We start from the raw sequence: 24,556 nt of genomic DNA, 5'->3' as shown, positions 1-24,556 counted from the left end.
GGAACGGCGTTGCGGCCGTTCGATGCACCGAACACCCGAATTGCCAATGAAACAAGGCGATTTCGAGGCAGTCCGGATTTGAAGGCCCGCGCGACCCCGACCTAGGCCCAAACCGAATCGGGACCTTGGTCTGATACCCGTCCCGACGAAGGAACCATGGATGGGTGATCCCATCGGGTAGGAGGTTAACGAGTCCTAAGCACCTAACGGTTAACCTAGGGCGGTGAGACACTTCTTCCATCTTCTAGGGAGAAGTCTGTCATGGCTCTTAAGCTCAACGCCGCCGATCTGGCATTTGTTCTGCGTCAGATCAAAATTTCCGAGGCCCACGCCGCTGGCACGCCTCTGACCGAAATCTATGTCGACGCCGACGGCAACGTCGTGCCCGAGGGCACCGAGGGTGCCGTCCTCGCCATTTCCGATCCGCTGGTGCCGTACGGCCTGCGCACGGTCGACGGGACGCTGAACAACCTCGTGGAAGGCCGCGAGGAATGGGGCGCCGCCGACCAGGCCATGCCGCGCATGCTGAGCGCCGATTTCCGCGACGAGGCCGATGGCGACGTCATGCCGCTCGGCGCGCCCGGCTCGGGCCTTGAAGTCACCAACACCGATTACGGCGTCGAAGGCGCCCCGACGGGCTCGCCCTTCGTCAATGGCGGCCATTCCGGCAACGTCGCCGATGCCGATCCGCGCATCATCTCGAACCTCGTCAATTCGCTGAGCACCGACAATCCGGCCGCCGTCGAAGCTTGGTTCGCCAGCGACGCCGCCCTCGCCGCCTTCCACGAGAAGTACGGCGAAGATGCGATTCCGGTCCGTCCCGGCGAAGGCCCGCCGCCCGCCGATGTCGGCCTGCTGAACACCGGCTTCGAGCTGGACGATCTCACGCCCGGCACGCCCGGCGTGTTTAACCCCGCGTCCGGTGCCTACACCCGGACCGCGCCGATCGGCTGGGATCTCGAAGGACGGGGGGGCGTCTGGGATCCGGCCGCCACGCATACCGATTCGACCGGGTTCTCGGGCGAAGCCGTGGCATGGGTCGGGTTCGGCGGCATCATCTCGCAGGATGCGGGTGTCATCACTGCCAACTCCAACTATGAACTGAATCTCCGGATCGGCGATCGCGAAGGCGGTGCCGCGGCGACCGGGTTCGTGCGTCTGGTTGCCGTCGCGGATGACGGCTCTACGACGGTGATTTCCGAGACACCCACGCCGGCTCTCGACAACTTGGCCTGGGGCGACGTCAGCATCTCCGCCAGCGGCGCAGACCTCGCTGACCATGTCGGCGAGACCATCCGCGTGGAGATCGGGCGCATCTCCGGTGGCCAGATCCTGATCGACGATGTCAGTCTCACCGCGACCAGCGGCACGCAGATCGAGATCACCAACGAAGACCTCCAGTCGCTGCCGAACATCGCGCCCGATGATGGCATCTCGGCGCCTTTCAACGCCTGGATGACCTTCTTCGGCCAGTTCTTCGATCACGGCCTCGACCTGATCACCAAGGGCGACAACGGCACGATCTTCATCCCGCTGCAGGCCGACGATCCGCTCGTCCTGGGCGAGGACGGCATCGCGGGCACGGCGGACGATCTGCCGAACCACCTGCGCTTCATGGCCGTCACCCGTTCGACTCCGGTCGACGGACCCGGTGCCGACGGCATCATGGGCACGGCCGACGACACCACGCATGAAGGGCAGAACACCACGACGCCCTTCGTCGACCAGAACCAGACCTACACGTCGCACGCATCGCACCAGGTCTTCACCCGCGAGTACGAGTTCGACACCAGCGGGAATCCGGTGGCCACGGGGCACCTGCTCGACGGCGCCAACGGCGGTCTCGCCACCTGGGCCGAAGTGAAGGCGCAGGCCCGCGACATGCTCGGCATCGAGCTCACCGACGGCGATGTGCTGAACATCCCGCTCCTGCGGACCGACGACTACGGCGAGTTCGTGCGCGGGCCCAACGGCCTGCCGCAGATCGTGGTCGGCCTCGGCCCCGACGGCATCCCGAACACTGCGGATGACGTGACCGTCGAAGGCAACCTGACCACTCCGGTCAACACCTTCGACGCCGGCGCGATCCGCATCGGCCATGCCTTCCTCGACGACATCGCCCACGCCGCCAATCCGTTCGACAGCATGACCGGTGGCATCAAGGCGGCCGATAGCGACAGCGAGATCGGCCTGAGCGAGACCGGCACCTATGACAACGAGCTGCTGGACCGTCACTTCATCACCGGCGACGGCCGCGGCAACGAGAATATCGGCCTGACCGCCGTCCACCACGTCTTCCACTCCGAGCATAACCGCCAGGTCGATGCCCAGAAGCTGACCGTGCTGGAAACCGGCGATCTCGACTTCATCAACGAGTGGCTGCTCGAGGACGTCACCGAGGTTCCGACCAGCCCTGAAGGTCTGGTGTGGGATGGCGAGCGCCTCTTCCAGGCCAGCCGCTTCGCAACCGAGATGCAGTACCAGCACCTCGTGTTCGAGGAATTCGGTCGCAAGATTCACCCGAATATCGATCCGTTCGTCTTCAACGCGGTGACCGACATCAACCCGGCCATCTTCGCCGAATTCGCGAACACCGTGTACCGCTTCGGTCACTCGATGCTCACGGAGGCGATGCCGCGCGTCATGGTCGACGAGACCACGGGCGAGCTCAGCACCGATGACATGGGCCTGATCGCGGCCTTCCTGAACCCGGTGGCCTACGACAACGACGGCGCGATGAGCGCCGACGAGGCGGCGGCGGCGATCGTCCGCGGCATGTCCACCGAGCGCGGCAGCCAAATCGACGAATTCGTCGTCGACTCGCTGCGCAACAACCTCCTGGGCCTGCCGCTCGACCTTCCGGCGATCAACATCGCCCGCGGTCGCGACACCGGCATCCCGAGCTTCAACGACGCACGGGCCGAGCTCTATTCGCAGACCGGGTCCACGTGGCTGAAGCCCTATGAGAACTGGGTCGAGCTGGCCAACAACCTGTCCACGCCGACGACGATCATCAACCTGATCGCCGCCTACGGCACGCATGTCTCGATCACCTCGGCCGATACGCTCGAGGGCAAGCGCGATGCCGCGTTCGACCTCGTCATGGGCGGCGGTGCCGTCAGCGACGAAGAGCGCTATGCCTTCCTGCTTCAGGACGCCGAGACCAGCGGTCTGAACAACATTGACCTCTGGGTCGGCGGCCTGGCCGAGCGCACCATGCCCTTCGGCGGCATGCTGGGTTCGACCTTCACCGCCATCTTCGAAGCGCAGATGGAGGCGCTGCAATTCGGCGACCGGTTCTACTACCTGTCCCGGACCCAGGGTCAGAACCTGCTCAACGCGCTGGAGGAGAACTCCTTCGCGAAGATGATCCTGGCCAACACGAACCTCAGCGACCCCGGTGCCGACGGCATCCGCGGCACGGACGACGACATCGTGCGCCACCACATCGGTGCGGATGCGTTCGGCCTCTACGACTTCGTCCTCGAGGTGAACCAGGCCAACCAGCTGATCGACGATCCGACCGGCAACGATCCGATCCTCGAGGCGCTCGGCATGGGCAAGGTCGTTCGTGACGATCCCACCACCACCGAGGTGGAGACCAACTACCTCCGCTTCTCGGGTGGCGAGCACGTCGTGGTCGGCGGCACCAACGACAACGACACCATCATCACCGGGGATGGCGACGACGCCATCTGGGGCGATGCGGGTGACGACTACATCGAATCCGGCTTCGGCGTGGACCAGGTCCTCGGCGGCGGCGGCTCCGACATCATCCTCGATGCCGGTGACGAAGGCGACTTCCTGAAAGGTGAAGCCGGCGACGACATCATGGCGACCTCCAACGGCCTCGACGTCCTGATGGGCGGCTCGGGCAAGGACGTGGTCTTCCTCGGGGCCGATGCCTCGGAAGTCTTCGGCGGTTCGGGTGACGACTTCATCCTCGGCGGCGACGGTGCCGACTTCCTGCTCGGCAACGAGGGGGACGACTGGATGGAGGCCGGCAACGGCTTCGACACCACGGCCGGTGATAACTCGGAGCTGTTCTTCAACTCCTCGATCATCGGTCACGACGTGATGTTCGCCGGTGAGGACGAGCATGATTTCGACGCCGAATCCGGCGACGACATCATGGTCCAGGGCGAAAGCGTCATGCGCAACGAGGGCATGTGGGGCTTCGACTGGGCGATCTTCAAAGGTGTGCCCGTCGACGGCTATGCCGACATGCGGATCAAGATCTTCACGACCGACCAGGAAGACATCCTGCGCAACCGCTTCGACAAGACCGAAGCGCTCTCGGGCTGGGATCACAACGACACGCTGATCGGTGACAACCGCGTGGCGCCCGACACCATCGACCCGGCCGAAATCGAGCCCGGTGCGGCGGCGGAAGGCGTGTTCGAGCGTGACGGTCTGGACCAGGCCGGCATCGACCGCATCGCGGGCCTGTCGGACATCGTGTCCATCGCCGATGGCGAGACCTTCTGGGAGGAAGGCAACATCCTCCTCGGCGGTGCCGGCAGCGACGTGATGCAGGGCAATGCGGGCGACGACATCCTCGATGGCGATCGCTGGCTGAACGTCCGCATCCGGATCACGGGTGACGGCGCCGATGCCAACGAGCAGGGCAACGAGATCGCGACGGTCGATACCCTGACCCACGTGTTCACCGCCGAAGACGGCGTGGATGCGGCCTGGGTCGGCCAGAGCCTCTTCGAGCTCCTGGTGTCGCGCACCATCGCGCCGGGCCAGATGCACATCGTCCGCGAGATCATCGACAGCGGCGACACGGACAGTGTCGACGTGGCGATCTTCAACGACGATCGGACCCAGTACACGCTGACCTATCTGGACGACAACACGGTCCAGGTGGAGCACACGGGCTTCGGCACCACGGATGTGCTGATCGACGACGGGTCGGACATCATCCGCAACGTCGAAGTCCTGCGCTTCCGCGACGGCGATGTCGCCTTCGGCGATCTGAACATCACCGGTTCGCTGATCCTCACCGACATGACCCCGACCGAAGGCCAGGCCATCGCGCTCGATACATCGATGCTGGGCGGTGACGCCGGGATCGACGGGCCGATCGACATCCAGTGGCAGTCCTTCGACGGCGTCGATTGGGTCGATATCCCCGGTGCGACCAATCTGACCTTCACGCCGAATGACGAGGCTCCGGACACGGATGGCATCCAGGTCGGACGTCCGCTCCGCGCGGTCGCCACGTTCCTCGACGGGATGGGTGTTCTCCAGACCGTGGCATCCGCCGAGACGGCGCCGGTCGGTGACGACTGGATGGCCACGCTCGACGAGGAGCGGTTCGACGGCACCGAGGGTGACGACATCGCCCTGGGTGACGCCGCGGACAACCGGCTGGCCGGCAACGGCGGCGACGACCTTCTCGAGGGCGGCGTCGGCACCGACCGGGTCGATGGCGGCGCGGGCAACGACACGCTCGTCGTCGACTTTGCCGCCGGTGCCGGTGGTCGCGATCTGATCGATGGCGGCCTCGACACCGACACGTTCGTCCTGACGGGCGACGCGACGGCCGAGCAGTTCACGATCATGACCTCCGCTGCGGCTGCCGGGTTCGGCATCGTCTCGGACGCCGAGATCGTGATCACCCGCGGTACGATCAACGACGCGAACGTCATCGCCGAGATCGACGCCATCGAGGAGATCATCGTCAACTCGAACCCGCTCACCGCGGGCGGCGGAGCCGTCGGAGGCGACACCATCGTCGTCCTGGGCGACTTCACCGCGACGAGCCTGAACTTCAACACGATCACCATCAACGGCTCGACCGGCGATGATGAGGTGGACATCACGGGGCTGAACTCCGCACACCGCATCGTGTTCAAGGGCGAAGGGGGCAACGACACCATCGTCGGCACCCTGCGGCCGCAGGACGTGATCGAGGTGGGGCCGCTCGGCGGGCCGACCACGACCACGACCGACGCGTCCGGCATGACCACGGTGTCCGGTCCCAACGGCTCGGTGATGTTCCACGCACCGGCCGGTATGCCGGGCTTCGTGAACACCGTCGTGCAGAACGGGGACGACGATGTCGCGGATGGCAGCTTCGGCCTGACCCAGCGCGATCTCGACGGCCTGTCCAACCTGGTCAAGGGGCTCGCGCCCTTCGAGGGCAGCGATGACGGCGCACATGCCGCCGGAATCCGCACCCTGAGCGGTGAGGGCAACAACGTCGCCAACCCCGAGTTCGGGGCCGCCGACGAGCCGTTCATCCGGCTGACCGAGGCGCGCTACGGCGATGCCGACGACGCCGGGAACCGCGAGGTCAATCCGATCTTCGACGGGCTGGACCCGCGGACGATCTCGAATGTCCTCGGTGATCAGGAGGTGGACCTGGCGACCAGCGCCAAGAACGCCAACGCCCTGTTCACGGCCTTCGGTCAGTACTTCGACCACGGCCTGACGTTCATCGCCAAGGACTCCGCGAACGGGACCATCGCCATCGGTGGCGAAGGCTCCGAGCGTAGCCCGACCTCGGACAACCCGGCCGATCTGACCCGGGCCCAGGTCGTCGGGTTCGACGCGGACGGCAACCCGCAGCACGTCAACAAGACGTCGCCCTTCGTCGATCAGAACCAGGCTTACGGAAGCCACGAGCTGGTCGGTCAGTTCCTCCGCGAAAGCGACGGGAACCAAGGCCTCGGCATGCGGCTGCTCTCGGGTGAGCCCGATCCGTCGGATCCGGAGTTCAACCTGATCCCGACGCTGCGCGATCTCATCGAGCACCATTGGGCTGCGGACACGATCTTCACCGATCCGTCCCTGCCGAACGGCGCGCAGAGCTTCCGCGAGGCGTTCCCGGGTCTGGTCGACGAGACCACCGGGGCCATCGACGGCGAGATGGTGAAGACGATGGCATCGGACTTCATGGGCTCCACCCATGCGCTGCTGATCGACACCAACCCGTATCTCAACCTGCTCGATCACCGCATTGCCGGTGACGGACGGGCCAACGAGAACGTCGCTCTGACCTCGGTCCACACGATCTGGGCGCGGAACCATAACTTCCACGTCGAGAACCTGGTGGCCTCCGGCTTCGAAGGCAGCCCCGAGGAGGTGTTCCAGGCGGCCAAGCTGCTGAACGTCGCCGAGTACCAGCGGGTCGTCTACGAGGACTTCGCGGACATGCTGCTTGGCGGGATGCGGGATCCGGACGGCGGCACGGGCGATCATGGCTGGGAAGGCTACGACGACACCGTCGATGCCCGGATCAGCCACGAGTTCGCGGCTGCGGTCTACCGCTTCGGCCACTCGATGATCAGCGAGACGGTCCAGGTCATGGGAGCGGATGGAAATCCGATCCAGGTGTCGCTCTTCGACGCCTTCCTGAACCCGACCAACGAAGCCGAAGCCTTCAACGGACCGCTGCCGCAAGGCTACGTGCCGCAGCCGGGCTACACCCAGCTGGGAACCAAGGCGATCCTCGAGGGTGCCACCACGCAGGAGGCCGAGGAGGTCGACTTCAACATCGTCGATGCGGTCCGGAACGATCTCGTCCGCGTCAATGCCGACCTGTTCTCCTTCAACGTCGCCCGCGGCTGGGACATCGGCCTCGGCACGCTGAACCAGGTCCGCGCCGATCTGGCTGCCTCCACCAACCGCCATATCGCGGAAGCCGTCGGCCTGGCCGGTGACCTCTCGCCCTATGCCGATTGGGGTGACTTCCAGGCCCGCAACGGCCTGAGCAACGAAGTCATCGCGCAGCTGATGGAGGCCTATCCCGACCTCGTCCTGTCCACGCAGGAAGAGATCGACGCCTTCGTCGCGGTCAACCCGGGGCTCACGCTCCTGGATGGCGAGAACGGTGCGAAGATCGTCAAGGGCATCGACCGCGTCGACCTCTGGGTCGGTGGCCTGGCCGAGAAGCACGTCAACGGCGGCATGGTCGGTCAGACATTCTGGGTCGTCATCCACGAGCAGCTCGACCGTCTGCAGGAAGGTGATCGGTTCTACTACATCGATCAGTTCGACAACTTCGACTTCTACCAGCAGTTCGGTGAGGACACGACCTTCGCCTCGATCGTGGACCGCAACAGCGGGATCGAGGGCCTCGACAACACCATCTTCGACTCCACCAACGACGGAGACGATGCCGGTGACGACGGGGGTGCCGATAACGGCGACGACGACGACAACGGCGACGATGACGGGAACGACGATCAGTCGCCCGCGGTCGGCGACGCCATCGTCGGCTCCGAGATCGGCGAGGCCCTGTTCGGCACCGACGGCAGCGACAACATGCTCGGTCTGGGCGGCAACGACATGATGTTCGGCGGCGAAGGCTCCGACAACATGATCGCGGGCGCCGGGAACGACATGATGTTCGGTGATGCCGGCAACGACCGGATGTTCGGTGACGAAGGCGACGACTTCATCGACGCCGGGGCCGGCAACGACTTCGTGGTCGGCGGCGAGGGGGACGACATGTTCCTCGCCAGCGTCGGCGACGGCAGCGATGTCTACTACGGCGACGCCATCGAAGGCGGGACCGGCACGGACACGCTGGATATGTCGGCCATCATGTCGAACATCACGGCCGATCTCGGCTCCGGCACCAACGGCCGGGGCAGCGCACAGAGCGCGGACTCGGGCAACGATGTCCTCTGGAACGTCGAGAACTTCCTCGGCGGCTCGGGCGACGACGTTGTCACCGCGGGCAAGGGCGTCAACGAGATGGACGGCGGCGCGGGTGCTGACACCTACCGCTTCCTCTCGGCCGAGGATGCCGACGGTGACATCATCACCGGGTTCGAGCCGGGCGACCGGATCGACCTGACGGGGATGTCGGATGGCACCCTGGCCCTGGTCTCGGATGCCTTCACGGGCATCGGCGAGGTCATGGTCTCCCACGAGACGCGCGCGGACGGCGACTACACGGTCGTCCAGGGCAACCTCGAAGGGGACAACGGGTCGGAGTTCTCGATCAACATCAAGGGGCGGCATGACCTGTCGTCGGATGACTTCATGCTCTGATTAACCAGTGCCTCCGGGCGGCCTCCGGGCCGCCCGGATTTTTCTCAAGCGTATCGTATCCGGGGGGATCGACATGGCTGGCAAGTCCAAGAAAGTTCGCGGTGCAGCGGCGAAAGTCGTCGGAAGTCTGAAAGGGCTTTCAGCATTTCTCTTCATCATTTCGGGTGTCATCAGCGTCCTGGCGCTGACCGGCTCCTTCTACATGCTCCAGATCTACGACCGGGCCCTGGTCAGCGGCAGCGTTCCGACGCTGGTCGCCCTCTCGGCCCTCGCGATCGGGCTCTACGTCTTCCAGGGTTTCTTCGACATCATCCGCGCCCAGATGCTGGTGCGGATCGGCGCGCGGCTCGACCGCCGCCTGGCGCCGGTGGCGCACCAGGTCGTCGTCGACATGCCTCGCCTCGGCTACTCCACCTCCGAGGCACTCGAGCGGGGGCGCGACGTCGATACGCTGCGCACCTTCGCGGGCTCGCAAGGGCCGGTCGCCATCTTCGACCTGCCGTGGATGCCGTTGTTCCTCGCCTTCGTCTACATGCTGCATCCGACGCTGGGCGCGCTGACGATCGCGGGCGCCTTCGTCCTCGTGACGCTGGCCGTCATCACCGAGCTTCTGACCCGCCGCTTCAGCGCCGACACCCAGAACTCGACCGTCGAGCGCAACCAGATCGCCGACTCGAACGCCCGCAACGCCGAAGTTCTCAAGGCGATGGGCTTCGTCGGCCGCGCGGTGAAGCGCTTCACCCGCGCCAACGAGCGTCACCTCGAACTGCAGACCAAGACCAGCGACATCACCGGCAGCTTCGGCGCCCTGTCGCGCGTCCTGCGGATGCTGCTGCAATCGGCGGTGCTCGGCCTCGCCGCGTTCCTGACGATCATGGGCGAGCTGTCGGCCGGTGCCATCATCGCCAGCACGATCGCCGCGTCGCGGGCCATGGCGCCCATCGACCTCGCGATCGGCAACTGGAAGCACATCGTCGCCGCCCGCGGCGCTTGGGGCCGCGTCCGCGACACCGTCGAGGTGATGGCCGCGCTGCCGCAGCCGATGCAGCTGCCCAAGCCCACCATGACCCTCAAGCTCGAGGGCGTGACCGTCGCGGCCCCCGCCACCGGCCGCGTCATCCTCAGCGATGTTAGCTGCGAGGTCCGGGCCGGCGACGCCGTCGGCATCATCGGCCCCTCGGGCGGCGGCAAGTCCAGCCTCGCCCGCGCGCTGGTCGGGATCTGGCCGCCGCTGCGCGGTGCGATCCGCCTCGACGGCGCCGAGCTGGCGCAGTGGAGCGACGAGGAGCGCGGCGCCCATGTCGGCTACCTGCCGCAGGACGTCTCGCTTCTGGATGCCACGGTCGAGGAGAACATCTCCCGTCTCGAGGAGGAGCCCGACGCCGCGGCCATCGTCGCCGCTGCACAGGCCGCCGCGGTCCACGAGATGATCGTGCGCCTGCCCGACGGCTACCGCACGGAGCTCGGGCCGATGGGCACGTCCATCTCGGGCGGCCAGCGACAGCGCATCGGCCTTGCCCGCGCGCTCTACGGCGACCCGTTCCTCGTCGTCCTTGACGAGCCGAACGCCAACCTCGACCCCGAGGGCGAGCAGGCGCTGACCAAGGCCATCGAGGGCGTCCGCGCCCGCGGCGGCATCGCGATCGTGATCGCGCACCGGCCCAGCGCGCTGCAGGCCTGCAACCTCGTGGGCATCGTCCAGCAGGGCAAGCTCTCGGCCTTCGGTCCGAAGGAAGAGATCCTGGCGCCCAAGGCCGCGCCCGATGCGCAGCCCGGCACGCCGGACATGCAGCCCGCCGCGACCACCGCGGCCGGGGCCAAGGCCAAGGGGGCCCAAGGGTCCTCGCCTAAAGTCGCCGCCGAGACACGCCGTCTCGTGGCCAAGAAAGCAGCGGGAGGTGCCAAGTCGTGATCGATGTCAAAGCGCACAAGCAATCCACCGGGCCGGCGCCCGTCAAGGATGACCCGCTCACCCTGCGACCGGCCGAGAAGACCGGCAACGGCCCAATCGGCGCCGTCGTCCTCGGCTTCATCTCGCTCGCCCTTTACCTGAAATCGTTCTTGCCTGCTTCCGCAGCCCAATCCCAGCCGGTCACCCCGGAACCGGTCGGGCCCGCGGAGGACGGCAATGGCGGCGGCGCCCCAATCGCCCACGCTCTACGGCTCGTGCCGGGCGCCGCCGACCAAAAGACCCCCGAGGAGGATCCCGAGGAGACCGAAGCGGAGGAGGGCGCGTCCCTCGCCGACTTCATCTTCGGGCCGCTCGGCGGGGCGCTTGCGCCCGGTCGGTCGAACGATTTCCTGCCGAGCTTCGAGACCGAATTCGGTGCGAACTCGCAACTGCCGCCCTTCCGCTCGATGCAGGTGACCAGCGATGGCGCCACCTTCAGCGACGGCTGGCAGATCCCCGAAGGCTTCCGGTCCGAGCTGTCGCTCGACGACGGCATGGACGGGGACGAGGATGGCGGCGCGGACGGCGTGCAGAACCGCGCGCCCCGCAACCTGACCTCCGTGCGGCTGGCCGATGTCGGCAGCGGCGCGATGCTCGCGATCGGGCTGGCGCATCTCCTGGGCCAGACCGTCGATCCCGAAGGCGACCGCATGGTCGTCGTGATCGACCGCGTCGAGGGCGGCGAGCTGCGCGCGACCGATGATGGCTGGGTCTTCATCGCCGATGGCGAGACCCTGGGCGAGGTGCGGATCGATTACTCGATCGGCGACGGCTACAACGCCATCTCGCAATTCGCGACCTTCGACATCCTGCGCAACGAGATCGACGGTACCGCCTCGGGCGAGCTGCTGCGCGGCTCGGCCGGGATCGACCGGATCGACGGCCACGAGGGCAACGACGACATCGTCGCGCTCGCCGGAAACGACGTCGTCTATGGCGGCGCCGGCGACGACCGCATCATCGGCGGCGACGGCGACGACTACCTCGTCGGCGGCACGGGCCACGACATCATCGCGGGCGGTGCCGGCAACGACACCATCCTCGGGCTGGAGGGCGACGACGCGCTCTATGGCGAGGCCGATGACGACGATATCGAAGGCGGTGCCGGCGACGACCTGATCGACGGCGGCAGCGGCGACGACATCCTGTCGGGCGGCGAAGGCGACGACATCATCACCGGCGGCACCGGCTTCGACATGCTAGACGGCGGCGAGGGCAACGACATGCTCTCGGGCGGCGCCGATGACGACATCATCTTCGGAAGCGAGGGCAACGACCAGTTGTCGGGCGATGCGGGTCTCGACGACCTTTCGGGCGGCGAGGGCAATGACGTGCTCTACGGTGGTGCGGGCAACGACCGGCTTGCGGGCGATGCGGGCAACGACCGCCTCGAGGGCGATGCCGGGGCCGACGAGCTCTCCGGCGGTGCCGGGGCGGATTACCTCGTCGGGGGCGGAGACAACGACGTCCTGGCCGGTGACGGGGGCAACGACCTGCTCTTCGGCGAAGAGGGCGACGACGCGCTCGCCGGTGGCGAAGGCAATGACAGCATGTCCGGCGGCGACGGCGACGACGAGCTCGATGGCGGCGTCGGGGCGGATGTCCTCGACGGCGACGCGGGCGACGATCAGCTCTTCGGTGGCACGGGCGACGACCAGCTCGATGGCGGCGACGGCGACGATATCCTGTCGGGCGGCTCGGGCGCGGATGCGCTCGACGGCGGCGCCGGGGTGGACGCGCTCTCGGGCGGCACCGGCGACGACGTGATGACCGGCGGTGCCGGCGAAGACCGTCTCGAAGGCGATGACGGCAACGACGTGATGTCGGGCGACGACGGCGTCGACCTGATGCTCGGCGGGGCCGGCGACGACGTGATGGACGGCGGCGCGGGCAACGACCTGATGCGCGCGGGCTCGGGTGATGACGTGGCCTCCGGCGGTGCCGGGGACGACGTGATGGACGGCGATGCCGGGGCGGACAGCCTCGACGGCGGCGCCGGGGCCGATGCCATCTCGGGCGGCGACGGCGCGGATACGCTGCTGGGCGCCGATGGCGACGACACCATCGCGGGCGATGCCGGCGATGACGAACTGACCGGCGGCGCGGGACAGGACGACCTGTCCGGCGGCGCGGGCAACGACAACCTGCTCGGCGGCGAGGGCGACGACATGCTCGCGGGCGACGAGGGGGCCGACACGCTCGACGGCGGCCTCGGCGCGGACACGCTGGACGGCGGCCTCGGCGACGACTCGCTGGATGGCGGCGACGGTGCCGACGAGGTGATCGGCGGCGCGGGCGACGACTGGCTCTCGGGCCAGGCCGGGGCCGACTGGCTTCAGGGCGGGGAGGGCAACGACTTCCTGCGCGGCGGCGACGACGAGGACATCCTCTGGGGCGACGGCGGCAACGACCTGCTCGACGGCGAGGAGGGCGACGACGTCCTGCTGGGCCATGAGGGCGACGACCGGCTGAAGGGCGAGGAAGGCAACGACTCGCTCGACGGCGGGGCGGGGTCCGACCTGCTGCTGGGCGGCGAGGGCGACGACATCCTGATCGACGGCGCCGATGCGGACGAGGTCCAGGGCGGGTCCGGTGCGGATCACGTCATCGCCAGCGATGACGGCGCCGACGACGTGTTTGCCGGGGGCGACGACGTCGATGTGCTCGACTATTCCGGCGCCAGCGCCGGGGTCACGTTCGACTTCGCGGCGCGCATGGCCGAAGGGCAGTCGATCGGCGCGGACAGCTTCGAGGGCTTCGAAGCCTTCGTCGGCAGTGCCGGGAACGACCGGTTCATCGCCGACGGGGGCTTCGCGTCCCTGCGCGGCAATGGCGGCGACGACAGCTACGAGTTCCGGGCGGGCGACCATGTCGGCCGGGTCCATTCGGCCTTCGACATCGAGGATTTCGACGAAGGCGACGTGATCTCGGTCGCGGGTCCGGGGGGCACCTACCTGGTGCGCAACGGCGAGATGACCGAGGGCGCGGAAGGGGCCTTTGCCGCCTACGCGGCCGGCATGACCAATGCCGATCCCGACATCCGTTACCGCCATGACTTGACCGAAGATTACCGGCGCACCGTCATCGAGATCGACTTCGACCGTGACGACACGACCGACCTGACCGTGACGCTTCAGGGTGAGCATTCGCTCAACCTGGATCAGGTCTGACCGGGCGCCGTAGGAGGATATGGACATGAATATCGACAAAGCACCGTCCGGCATCGCCACCCCGCGTCCGGCATTCGACAAGCTTCGCGGCCGCATCATCATGGGCGCGGTCCTGGCCGTCGGCTTGTTCGGCGGCGTCGGCGGCTGGGCGATGACCGCCAAGCTGACCGGGGCCGTGATCTCCATGGGGACCGTCAAGGTCGACGAGGAGATCAAGCAGATCCAGCATCGCGACGGCGGCATCGTCTCGGAGATCCTCGTGCGCGAGGGCGACGAGATCGCGGCCGGGGACGTGATGTTCCGGCTCGACGACGCGCAATCGGCCGCCGAGCTCTCGATCCTGCTGGTGCAACGCGACGAGGCGATGGCCCGGCGCGCGCGGCTTCTCGCGGATCGCGACGGCCTCGAGGAGATCGTGTTTCCCGACCGCTTCCTGACCGATCCTGCGCTGGCCGAGCTGGTCGCGGGCGAGGTTCGGTTGCATCGTGGCAACCTCCAGAACCGCAGCAACCAGCGCCAGCAGATGGAAGTCGGCATCGTGCAGATCGACGAGGAGATCGAGGGTCTGCACGCCCAGCGCGGTGCGCTCGAGGATGAGCTCCTTCTCGTCGAGGAGAGCCATGCCCGGCTCGAGGATCTCGTCGCACGCGGCCTGATGGAATCGCCGCGGCTTGACGCCTCGGCCCGCGACCGCGTCCAGCTGCGCGGCAAGCTGGGCGAGCTGGCCGCCAACATCGCCCGCTCGCGCTCGCGCATCTCCGAGATGGAAATGCGCATCCTTGCCGTCGACGACCTGGCCCGGACCGAGGCCCAGCGCGAGCTGGCCGTGGTCGAGACCCGCGTTTCCGAGTTGCGCGACCGCATCGTCGCCGTCGAGGATCGCCTGTCGCGCACCGATATCCGGGCGCCGCTCTCGGGACGCATCAACGAGCTGAGCGTCACCACGATCGGCGGCGTCATCACGCCCGCCGAGGTGTTGGCCACGATCGTGCCCGCTAATGCCGACCTCAAGATCGAGATGCGCCTGCCGCTGACCGCCATCGACCAGGTCTATGTCGATCAGGCCGCGCGCGTGCGCTTCTCGTCCTTCAACCACCGGACCACGCCCGAACTCACGGCCAAGGTGCGCTACGTCTCGCCCGCGACCACGGTCGATCCGGCCACCGGCGAGCCGGGCTATATCGGCTATGTCGATCTCGACGCGGGCGAGATGGAGAAGCTGGGCGATCTCAAGCTGATGCCCGGCATGCCCGTCGAGATCTACGTCGCGACCGAGGAACAGACGGCGGCGAACTACCTCGTCAAGCCGATCACCGACCAGATCGCGCGCGCCTTCAAGGAGGAGTGAGCGCATCACCGGTTGGTGCCGGCCGGGGTCCCGTCAGGGGGCTCCGGCCGGTTCCGTTTCAGGTCAGCCGCATTTCGAGAAGCCGCAATTGCCGCAGGTCGCGCAGCCCTCGGCCATGTGGATGTCGGGGCTGCCGCAATTGGGGCAGGTTGCGCCGACGGCCCGCCCGCCGGTCCGCGTGTCGGCCGGGTCGGTCTTGAGACCCAGCCCTTCGCCCGACAGGAACCCCGTCGCGATCATGTGCCGCTCGATCACGCCGCCGATCGCCGCGAGGATCGAGGGGACGTATTTCCCCTGCACCCATGCGCCGCCCCTCGGGTCGAACACGGCCTTCAGCTCTTCGACCACGAAGCTCACGTCGCCGCCGCGCCGGAACACCGCCGAGATCATCCGCGTCAGCGCGACCGTCCACGCGAAATGCTCCATGTTCTTCGAGTTCACGAAGATCTCGAAGGGCCGCCGCTGCCCGTCCAGCTCGATATCGTTGATCGTGATGTAGAGCGCGTGCTCGGAGGCCGGCCACTTGATCTTGTAGGTCTCGCCCGTCAGCTGCTGGGGCCGGTCGAGCGGGTCGAAGAGACGGACGACCTCGGCCCCCGCACTCGGCATGTCGGCCTTTGGCTCGGCGCTGAGCACGCTCCCCGTCACGGCGTTTGGCCGGTAGGTTGTGCAGCCCTTGCAGCCCGTCTGCCACGCCTCGAGGTAGACGTCCTTGAAGCTCTCGAACCCGATATCCTCGGGGACGTTGATCGTCTTCGAGATCGAACTGTCGATCCAGTCCTGTGCCGCGGCCTGCATCCGCACGTGATCGGCGGGCGTCAGGTCGGCGACCGTCACGAAGGCGTCGGGCAGGGGGGCATCGCCCCGCAGCTCGCGCCAGAGCGCCACGGCGTAATCGCGGACGACCTCCTCGGTCCGGCTGCCGTCCGGTTGCAGCACCTTGCGCGTGTATTCCTGCGCGAAGATCGGCTCGATGCCCGAAGACACGTTCCCCGCCAGAAGGCTGATCGTGCCCGTCGGCGCGATCGAGGTCAGGAGCGCGTTGCGCAGCCCATGTTCGCGGACCAGCGCTTGCGTTTCGGCCGAGAGCCGTCCGACCATCGGCGCGGCCATCACCGCGTCCACGTCACAGAGCGGGAATGCGCCCTTCTCTTCGGCCAGCCGCGCCGAGGTCGCGTAGGACGCGTTCGCGATCCGCTCCAGCCAGCCGGCCATCGCCGTCGCCGCCTCGGGCCTGCCGTAGGTCAGGCCGCACATCGCCAGCGCGTCGGCCACCCCGGTCACGCCCAGCCCGATGCGGCGCTTGGCCCGCGCCTCCTCGGCCTGCGCCTCCAGCGGGAAGCGCGACGCATCGACCACGTTGTCCATCATGCGGATAGCGGTCGCCGTCAGCTCGTCCAGTGCCCCGTCCGGGATCGCGGCGGCGTCGGTGAACGGCCCCTCGACCAGCCGCGCGAGGTTCAGCGACCCCAGCAGGCAGGCGCCATAGGGCGGCAGGGGCTGCTCGCCGCAGGGGTTCGTCGCGGCGATGGTCTCGACATAGCTCAGGTTGTTCGCAGCATTGATCCGGTCGATGAAGATCACCCCCGGCTCGGCATAATCGTAGGTCGCGCGCATGATCGCGTCCCAAAGCTCGCGCGCCCTGAGCGTCTTGTGGATCACGCCGCCGAAGACAAGCGGCCAGTCCGCATCGGCGGCGACCGCCTCCATGAACGGGTCGGTCACGAGGACCGAGAGGTTGAACATCCGCAGCCGCGCCGGGTCCGACTTGGCCGCCACGAAATCCAGCACGTCCGGGTGGTCGCAGCGCAGCGTCGCCATCATCGCGCCCCGCCGCGATCCCGCCGACATGATCGTCCGGCACATCGCGTCCCAGACATCCATGAAGCTCAGCGGCCCCGACGCGTCGGCCGCGACGCCGTGGACGCCCGCGCCCTTCGGCCGGATGGTCGAAAAATCGTAGCCGATCCCGCCGCCCTGTTGCAGCGTCAGCGCGGCTTCGCGCAGCGCCGCGAAGATGCCCGACATGCTGTCCTCGATGGTGCCCATCACGAAGCAGTTGAAGAGCGTCACGCTGCGGTCCGTGCCCGCGCCCGCGACGATCCGTCCCGCCGGCAGGAAGCGGAAGTCCTGAAGCGCCGCGCGGAAGCTGGGTGTCCACGCCGACGGATCGGTCTCGGGCGCCGCCAAGGCCCCCGCGATGCGGTCCCAAGTGTCATCCAGCGTGGCGTCGAGCGGCATCCCGTCCGCGTCCTTCAGGCGGTATTTCATGTCCCAGATCTGTTCGGCGATGGGGGCGGCGAAGGCGGACATGGGGCTGAGGCCTCGGTCTAGGGATGGTTGCGCCCGGGGGCAGGGGGTCTAGATATACCCTGTCTCGGGGGACTCACCAATGGCCATCAACCTCATCAAGCTCAGCGTCGGCACCCACGACATGGCCGAACTGACCAAGTGGCAGACGAATGCGCGCGCCAAGGGGCCCGATGGCAACCCGCGCCACGTCACCCGGATGTGGCCCAAGCGCGAGGCCGAACTGCTGGACGGCGGTTCGATTTACTGGGTGGTGAAGGGCGTGCTGCTTTGCCGCCAGCCGATCCTGCGGCTCGACGAGGTGCGCCGCGCCGATGGCATCCCGCGCTGCGGCATCGTCCTGAAGCCCGGCCTGATCCCCGTCGCGCCCACGGCCCGCCGCCCGTTCCAGGGCTGGCGGTATCTCGCCCCCGAGGACGCGCCGGTCGATCTCGACCCTGCCCGCCGCGACGACACGCCGCTGCCGCCGAAGCTCTCGGTCGCGCTGGCCGAGATCGGCGTGCTCTGAACGCCTACGACGTCGCAGGCCGCCGCTCCCAACCGCCGCATTCCCGCGCTGCGCCTCCGGCCATTCGCCCTTGATGCCCGCCCCGCCTCCGGCCCGGGACCGAGAACGTCCGAACCACCGCCAGGACTATTCGTAGGAATAATCCTGGCGCACCCCCGCCTTGCAATCGCGTCGACCGGCCCCGATCCACCCGGCGCGCATGGTCCGGACGAACCGAATGCCACGCCTGTCGCTCGCGGGGGCGGCCCGGCCGTATCGCCCTCCAGCCCGTAGGAAAGCCGCGCCGCGCCGCAGCTCGCGCCCTCCGGCACACCCCGTGCGACCACGCGGCGACGACCCCGTCCGTCGCCGCCCTGTCGTTATCAAGTCGCCTTGGGTCGCCCGCGATGGACCGGCATCGGCCCGGTCGGGCAGAAAGGGCCTCAGGTTCGCGGAGGGCACGGCCATGAAGACCCAGGTGAAAGCACTCGTCGTCGGCGGCGGCGCGGTCGGGACGGGAATCGCGTATCACCTCGCGAAGGCCGGCTGGGACACCATGCTGCTGGAGCGGGACGAGCTGACCTCCGGCTCGACCTGGCACGCCGCCGGGCTCCTGCCGCTCTTCAACATGGGCTACGCGACGAGCCACATCCACGACTACTCGGTCAAGTTCTATAAGACGCTGGAGGCCGAGACCGGCCTCAACCCCGGCTTCTCGGTGGTGGGCAACCTGCGGATGGCCCAGACCGACGACCGGATGGACGAGTACGCGCTCTATGCCGCGACCGCCGAGACCGTGGGCATCCCGCATGAATGGCTGACCCCCGCCCAGATCGCCGAACGCTATCCCCTGATCCGCACCGACGACCTGAAGGGCGCAATCCTTCACCCGACCGACGGCTACATCAACCCGGCCGACGTCACGATGGCCATGGCCAAGGGCGCGCGCCAGCATGGGGCCGCCATCGAACGTCGCTGGCAGGTCGACGGCTACGAATGGGCCGGCGACCATTGGGACGTGACCGTCACCAAGATGGTCGAGAAAGGCGGCAATCTCGTCGCCTCGGACGAGACCGCGGTGATCGCCGCCGAGCATGTCGTCACCGCCACCGGCAACCACGCGCCCCGCACCGCCAGGCTCCTCGGCATCAAGAACCCCGCCATCGTGGTCGAGCATCAGTATATCGTCACCGAGCCCGACCCCGCGCTGGTCGAATGGCGCAAGACCAACGAACAGCACCCCGTCATCCGCGACGCCGACGCCAAGTGGTACGTCCGCGAGGAGCGGGGCGGCTGGATCCTCGGACCCTACGAGCAGAATGCCCCCGCGCGCTTCCCCTACGGCGTGCCCGACAGCTTCCGCGCCGATCTCTTCCCCCTCGACCTCGAGCGGATCGAGGAGGAGTACATGTCCTTCATCCACCGCATCCCGACCTCCGAGACCGCGGGTCTGAAGGACGATTTCAACGGCCCGATCTGCTACACGCCCGACGGCAACCCGCTGGTCGGCCCCGCGCCGGGCCTCAGGAACATGTGGCTGGCCGAGGGCTTCAGCTTCGGGATCACGGCGGCCGGCGGCACCGGGCACTACCTCGCGCAGATGATGGTCGAGGGCGAGGCCGAGATCGACATGGCCTCCCTCGATCCCAAGCGCTTCGGCGACTGGGTCACGACCGAATACGCCTGCCGGAAGAACGAGGAGGCTTATGACCACGTCTACGTCCTCCACCATCCCGACGAGGAGCGGCCCGCCGCGCGTCCCCTGAAGACCGCGCCCTGCTACGACCGCATGAACGCCGCGGGCGCGCAGTTCGGCTGCGTCAACGGGTGGGAGCGTCCGAATTACTTCAAGCCGGGCGCCGAGGCGGATTTCGACCTCACCTCCCGCAGCTTCCGGCGCGGCGCGTGGTGGGAGCATGCCAAGGCCGAAGCGACGGCGCTCCGCGAAACGGCGGGCCTGATCGACGCAACCGCCTTCACCAAGCACATGCTGCGCGGACCGGGGGCGACGGCCTTCCTCGACTGGTTCACCACCAACAAGCTGCCGAAGGTGGGCCGCATCAACCTGACCTACGCGCTGACCGGGGCGGGCACGACGCGCACCGAATACACCATCGTGCGCCTCGCCGAGGACGCCTATTACCTCGTCTCGGCGGGCGCGTGGCAGGCTTACGATCACGACTTCCTCGCCAAGGCCATCGCCGACAAGACGGACGAATTCGGGCATATGAGCCTGACCGACGTGACCGGCCAGTCCGGCGTCTTCGCCATCGCGGGGCCGAATTCACGGGCCATCCTGAACAAGATCGTGCGCGACGCCGATCCCGAGACCGTCCTGTCCAACAAGCGCTTCCCGTGGCTGTCGGCCCGCCGGATCGAGCTGATGATGTGCCCGGTCAACGCCATTCGCGTCGCCTATACCGGCGAGCTGGGGTGGGAGCTGCATCACCCGATGGAGATGCAGAACTACCTCTTCGACCGGCTGATGGAGGCGGGCGAGGGCCATGGCCTCACGCTCGTCGGCGCCCGGGCCCAGAACTGGCTCCGGCAGGAGAAGTCCTATCGCGCCTTCGGCACCGAACTTGGCCGCGACGCCACGCCGCTGGAAGCCGGGCTCGACCGCTTCGTGGACCTTTCGAAGGAGTTTCACGGCAAGGCCGCGATGGAGGAGACCGGCATCCGCTCGAAATGCGTCACACTGCTGATCGACGGCCCCTCCGACGCGGACCCGTGGGGTCGCGAGGCGCTCTATACGACCGACGGCACCCGCATCGGTCGCCTGACTTCGGGCGGTTATTCGGTGGCATTCGGCAAGTCGATCGGGATGGGTTATGTCCGCCCCGACCTCGCCGAACCCGGCACGAAACTGCACGTGCGGATGCAGCGCGAACTGTGGGACGCCGAGGTCACCGAGGACAGCCCCTACGATCCGACCAACGTGCGTATCCGCGTGGATGGCTGACCCGCGCCCGCGTCTATGCTCGCCAAATATGCGGGCCTGCGTGCCCGTGCCCCGGCCATCGCGCACCTGCACCCGGCCCGACGCGGCATGACGCCCGCCCCGCCGGGCCTGCCGTCCGAGTCGCGACCTCCGCCGCGACGTCTGGGTCCCGGCCCGAAGGGCGCGATCGCGGTGGCCCTCCTCGCGGTCGCCGTGGCCGCCGCCCTTTTCGCCACCGCCCCACGCTCCGCCGTCCTGCATCTCAGCGGCGACGGCGTGGCCGAGGTCGCGGCCCGGCTGGCCGACCTGCCCCGCGCCGACATCCCCGATGCCGCGCTGGTCGAAGCGGTGCTCCTGCGCCGACCCGGGAACATCCGCCATCTCCCCGATCTCGCCCGCGTCTGCCGGGGCCGCTGTGCCGGGCAGGCGGTGACCGCGCTGATCCGTCTGTCGCCCGGCGGGACGCGCAAGACCGTGCTGATCGACCTCGAACGGCTGGGGGCGGGTGCCGCGCTCGACCAGGGCGGCGCGCTCGCGCCGGATGCCGCGGATTGCGCAGCGGACGTCATCCGGGCCGAGATGGCGGCGCTCCGGGCCGACCCGCCCGATTGCGCGGGCACGCGACGCGCGGTCTTCGTGCTGCCCTGGGGCCTCTGACGCTCAACCGTCGTCCAGGACCACGACCCGCCCCTCGCGGCAGGCCGTGTCGGCGGCATCGGCCAGAACCTGCGCCCGCAACCCGTCCGCGATCGACGGCGTCGGCGGCGTGCCGGTCCGAAGCGCGTCGACGAAAGCCCGCATCTCGGCAAGGTACCCGTCGGCATAGCGCTCGAGGAAGAAATGCTGCGCCGGCGCGCGCCGGAACCCCGCGGGACCGGCGGCCTCGACCGTCGTCTCCAGTCGGTTGCCCGCCCGCAGCATCCCGAGGCTGCCATGCACCTCGATCCGCTGGTCGTAGCCGTAGGTCGCGCGGCGCGAGCACCCGATCTGCGCGATCCGCCCCGACGCCGTGGTCAGCATCACCGCGGCCGTGTCGACATCCCCGGCCGCGCCGATCTCCGGGTCGATCAGGGCGGCACCCGTCGCCTGCACGCGAACGGGCTCCTCGTCCAGAAGCCACCGCGCCATGTCGAGGTCGTGGATCATCATGTCCCGGAAGAGCCCGCCCGAACCCGCGATGTAGCTCAGCGGCGGCGGCGACGGATCGCGGCTGGTGATGGTGACGATCTCTGGGTCGCCGATCTCGCCCCCGTGCAGCCGTGCGCGCAGATCCGCGAAGCTCGGATCGAAGCGGCGGTTAAAGGCCGTCAGGAACGGGACGCCTGCGTCGGCCACGGCGCGGGCGCAGGCCCGGATGCGGGCGGCGTCGAGATCGACGGGCTTTTCGCAGAAGATGGCGAGCCCTGCGGCGGCGGCCGCGTGGATCAGGTCGAAATGCGTATCCGTCGGCGTCCCGATTACCACGGCGTCGAGGCCGGGTCGTCCGAAGATCGCGTCCGGGTCCCTCGCCTCGGCGCCCGTCGCGGCGGCGAGGGCGGCGGCGGCCTCGGGGAGGGCATCGCAGACGGCGGCGACGCGCGCGCCCTCGATCCGCGCGAGCGAGCGGGCATGGACCTGTCCGATCCGGCCGCAGCCGAGAAGGGCGATGTTCAGCATGGGGCCTCCAGGGAGCGCAGGGCCGCCGTCGCCGCATCGCGCAGTGACGGCTCGACGGCGGACAGGATGGCGGCGCGGTCGAACGCCTGCGGGTCGTCGGCGAGCACCTGTCGCAGCGCCATGCCGAAGCTCTGCCGCAGCTCGGTGCCGATGTTGAACTTGCAGATCGCCGTCTCTCGGGCCAGCCGCGCGCGCTGGGCATGGGGCACGCCCGATCCGCCATGGATCACCAGCGGCACGTCAGTCACCGCCGCGATGGCCGCGATGCGATCCTCGTCGAGACCGGGTCCCGCCTCGGTCCGCAGGTGCAGGTTTCCGACCGACACCGCCATGGCGTCGACGCCCGTTTCGGCGGCGAAGCGCGCGGCCTCGTCGGGATCGGTGCCCCGGCTTTCGGCGCCCGCGGCATAGCCCACGAAGCCGATCTCGCCTTCGCAAGAGATGCCCGCGTCATGGGCCATCGCCGCGATTTCGGCGGTCCGCGTGATATTCTCGTCCAGCGGCAGGGACGAGCCGTCGAACATCACCGAGGTGAAACCCGCCGCGATGGCCGCGCGACACTCATCCGCCGCATAGCCGTGGTCGAGATGCGCCACCACGGGCACGTCGCAGTCTTCGGCCAGCGTTCGGAACATCGCCGCCAGCACCGGGATCGGCGTATGCGCGCGGCATCCCGGTCCAGCCTGCAGGATCACCGGCACGCCCAACGCCTGGGCCGCGTCGCGGTAGGCGCGCGCATCTTCCCACCCGAGGCAGACGAGACCCGCCACGGCCCGCCCTTCGGCTCGCGCCGGAATCAGCACCTCTGAAAGCGTCGCGCGCGTCATTTGAACTTGGCGACCATGTCCATGATGCCGGGGATGGTGTGCAGCTGCTCGGCATGGGTCGGCTGGAAATACTGCTTGAGCGAGCGTTGGCTCAGCCCGCCGAGGATGGTGAAATAGTACATCTCGTAGCCGGGCAGTACGGCGCAGGGGTGATACCCCCGGTCGAGGCAGATCGTGGACCCGTCCATGATGTGATAGGCGTCGCCGGGCTTGTTGTCCTCGCGCTGGAGCATCTGAACGCCCGAGCCGTATTTCGGCTTGAAGCGGAAGTTGTAGGTCTCGTCGTGGCGCGTCTCGATCATCTCGCCGTTCTCGGATCGGTCGGTGTCGTGCTTGTGGCTCGGAAAGCCGGACCAGCCGCCCGCACCCACGGTGAACAGCTCCGAGACCAGAAGGCGTCCAACTCGGTCGTGATATTGCGCCCCGAGGATATGGGCGATGCGGCGATGGGTCTTGGTGTCGTCGCTGCCGTACTGGACCTTGTCGAGATCGGCCGTGCGCACCGCGAAGGGCTTGAGCGTGTCGGCGAATTTCGCCCCCGCGACGAAGACCTCCGCCGCCTCGCTGCGGCAGGTGATCCGCGCGCCGGTATCGGTCGGCACGTAGACGCCCTCGGGGTCGCCCTCGAACACGTCGACCCGCCGGGTGCCGATATCGTCATAGGTCTCGCCCCCGGTCTCGACCGTGACGGTGCCGGTGGCAGGCACGATGCAGGTCTCGTAGCCGGGCACGCGGTAGTCGAAGCTCTGCCCCTCGGTCAGCTTGACGATGTTGAAGTAGTTCAGCGGGACGGTCGCGTCGTCGACATCGACGATGGGCGCGTTGCCGTTGTCATGGGGCGGGATGTGCATGGG

At 68.1% G+C, this 24,556-nt stretch carries 11 protein-coding genes; 7 read left to right on the top strand and 4 right to left on the bottom strand.

Annotation, left to right across the window (positions count from 1 at the left end; translation table 11 throughout):
* The first annotated feature begins 261 nt into the window (after window positions 1–261).
* The 4 genes from ACK8OR_RS09930 (at window position 262) to ACK8OR_RS09915 (ending at window position 15,481) form a co-directional block, all read left to right on the top strand.
* Window positions 262–9,012, top strand: a complete 8,751-nt coding sequence (locus tag ACK8OR_RS09930; protein WP_410189241.1) for a peroxidase family protein — start codon at window positions 262–264, stop codon at window positions 9,010–9,012.
* 73 nt (window positions 9,013–9,085) lie between these two features.
* Window positions 9,086–10,924: a type I secretion system permease/ATPase gene (locus tag ACK8OR_RS09925; protein ID WP_410189240.1), complete on the top strand. Its 1,839-nt coding sequence runs from the start codon at window positions 9,086–9,088 to the stop codon at window positions 10,922–10,924.
* Complete coding sequence (locus ACK8OR_RS09920; protein WP_410189239.1) at window positions 10,921–14,133, top strand: calcium-binding protein; 3,213 nt, start codon at window positions 10,921–10,923, stop codon at window positions 14,131–14,133. The genes ACK8OR_RS09925 and ACK8OR_RS09920 overlap by 4 nt, the downstream gene beginning before the upstream one ends.
* 25 nt (window positions 14,134–14,158) lie before the next feature.
* Window positions 14,159–15,481, top strand: coding sequence for an HlyD family type I secretion periplasmic adaptor subunit (locus ACK8OR_RS09915; RefSeq protein ID WP_410189238.1), 1,323 nt, complete (start codon window positions 14,159–14,161; stop codon window positions 15,479–15,481).
* Window positions 15,482–15,544: 63 nt separating this feature from the next.
* Here ACK8OR_RS09915 and ACK8OR_RS09910 read toward each other — a convergent pair whose 3' ends face one another.
* Window positions 15,545–17,794, bottom strand: a complete 2,250-nt coding sequence (locus ACK8OR_RS09910) for an adenosylcobalamin-dependent ribonucleoside-diphosphate reductase (RefSeq protein ID WP_410189237.1) — start codon at window positions 17,792–17,794, stop codon at window positions 15,545–15,547.
* 79 nt (window positions 17,795–17,873) lie between these two features.
* On the opposite strand from ACK8OR_RS09910, the gene ACK8OR_RS09905 reads away from it, so the two are divergent.
* The 3 genes from ACK8OR_RS09905 to ACK8OR_RS09895 all read left to right on the top strand — a co-directional run bounded on the left by ACK8OR_RS09905 (window position 17,874) and on the right by ACK8OR_RS09895 (window position 21,876).
* Window positions 17,874–18,299, top strand: coding sequence for a DUF1489 family protein (locus ACK8OR_RS09905; protein WP_410189236.1), 426 nt, complete (start codon window positions 17,874–17,876; stop codon window positions 18,297–18,299).
* Window positions 18,300–18,744: 445 nt separating this feature from the next.
* On the top strand, window positions 18,745–21,240 hold the full coding sequence (locus ACK8OR_RS09900) for a GcvT family protein (protein ID WP_410189235.1): 2,496 nt from the start codon (window positions 18,745–18,747) through the stop codon (window positions 21,238–21,240).
* Between the two features lie 15 nt (window positions 21,241–21,255).
* Window positions 21,256–21,876, top strand: coding sequence for a hypothetical protein (locus tag ACK8OR_RS09895; protein WP_410189234.1), 621 nt, complete (start codon window positions 21,256–21,258; stop codon window positions 21,874–21,876).
* Between the two features lie 3 nt (window positions 21,877–21,879).
* Here ACK8OR_RS09895 and iolG read toward each other — a convergent pair whose 3' ends face one another.
* From iolG to ACK8OR_RS09880, 3 genes are read right to left on the bottom strand one after another with little or no spacing between them, the layout of a single operon-like run.
* Window positions 21,880–22,875 carry an inositol 2-dehydrogenase gene (gene iolG / locus ACK8OR_RS09890; protein ID WP_410189233.1) on the bottom strand — a complete coding sequence of 332 codons (996 nt, stop codon included), beginning with the start codon at window positions 22,873–22,875 and terminating at the stop codon, window positions 21,880–21,882.
* Window positions 22,869–23,702, bottom strand: a complete 834-nt coding sequence (locus ACK8OR_RS09885) for a class II fructose-bisphosphate aldolase (RefSeq protein ID WP_410189232.1) — start codon at window positions 23,700–23,702, stop codon at window positions 22,869–22,871. The genes iolG and ACK8OR_RS09885 overlap by 7 nt, the downstream gene beginning before the upstream one ends.
* A complete protein-coding gene (locus ACK8OR_RS09880) occupies window positions 23,699–24,553 on the bottom strand; it encodes a 5-deoxy-glucuronate isomerase (RefSeq protein ID WP_410189231.1) in 855 nt (284 codons plus the stop codon). The genes ACK8OR_RS09885 and ACK8OR_RS09880 overlap by 4 nt, the downstream gene beginning before the upstream one ends.
* Between the last annotated feature and the right edge of the window lie 3 nt (window positions 24,554–24,556).

This window comes from Jannaschia halovivens, from assembly GCF_046452375.1.
In the GTDB taxonomy this organism is placed as follows: Bacteria; Pseudomonadota; Alphaproteobacteria; order Rhodobacterales; family Rhodobacteraceae; genus Jannaschia; species Jannaschia halovivens.
This window is presented reverse-complemented; position numbering and strand designations above follow the sequence as displayed.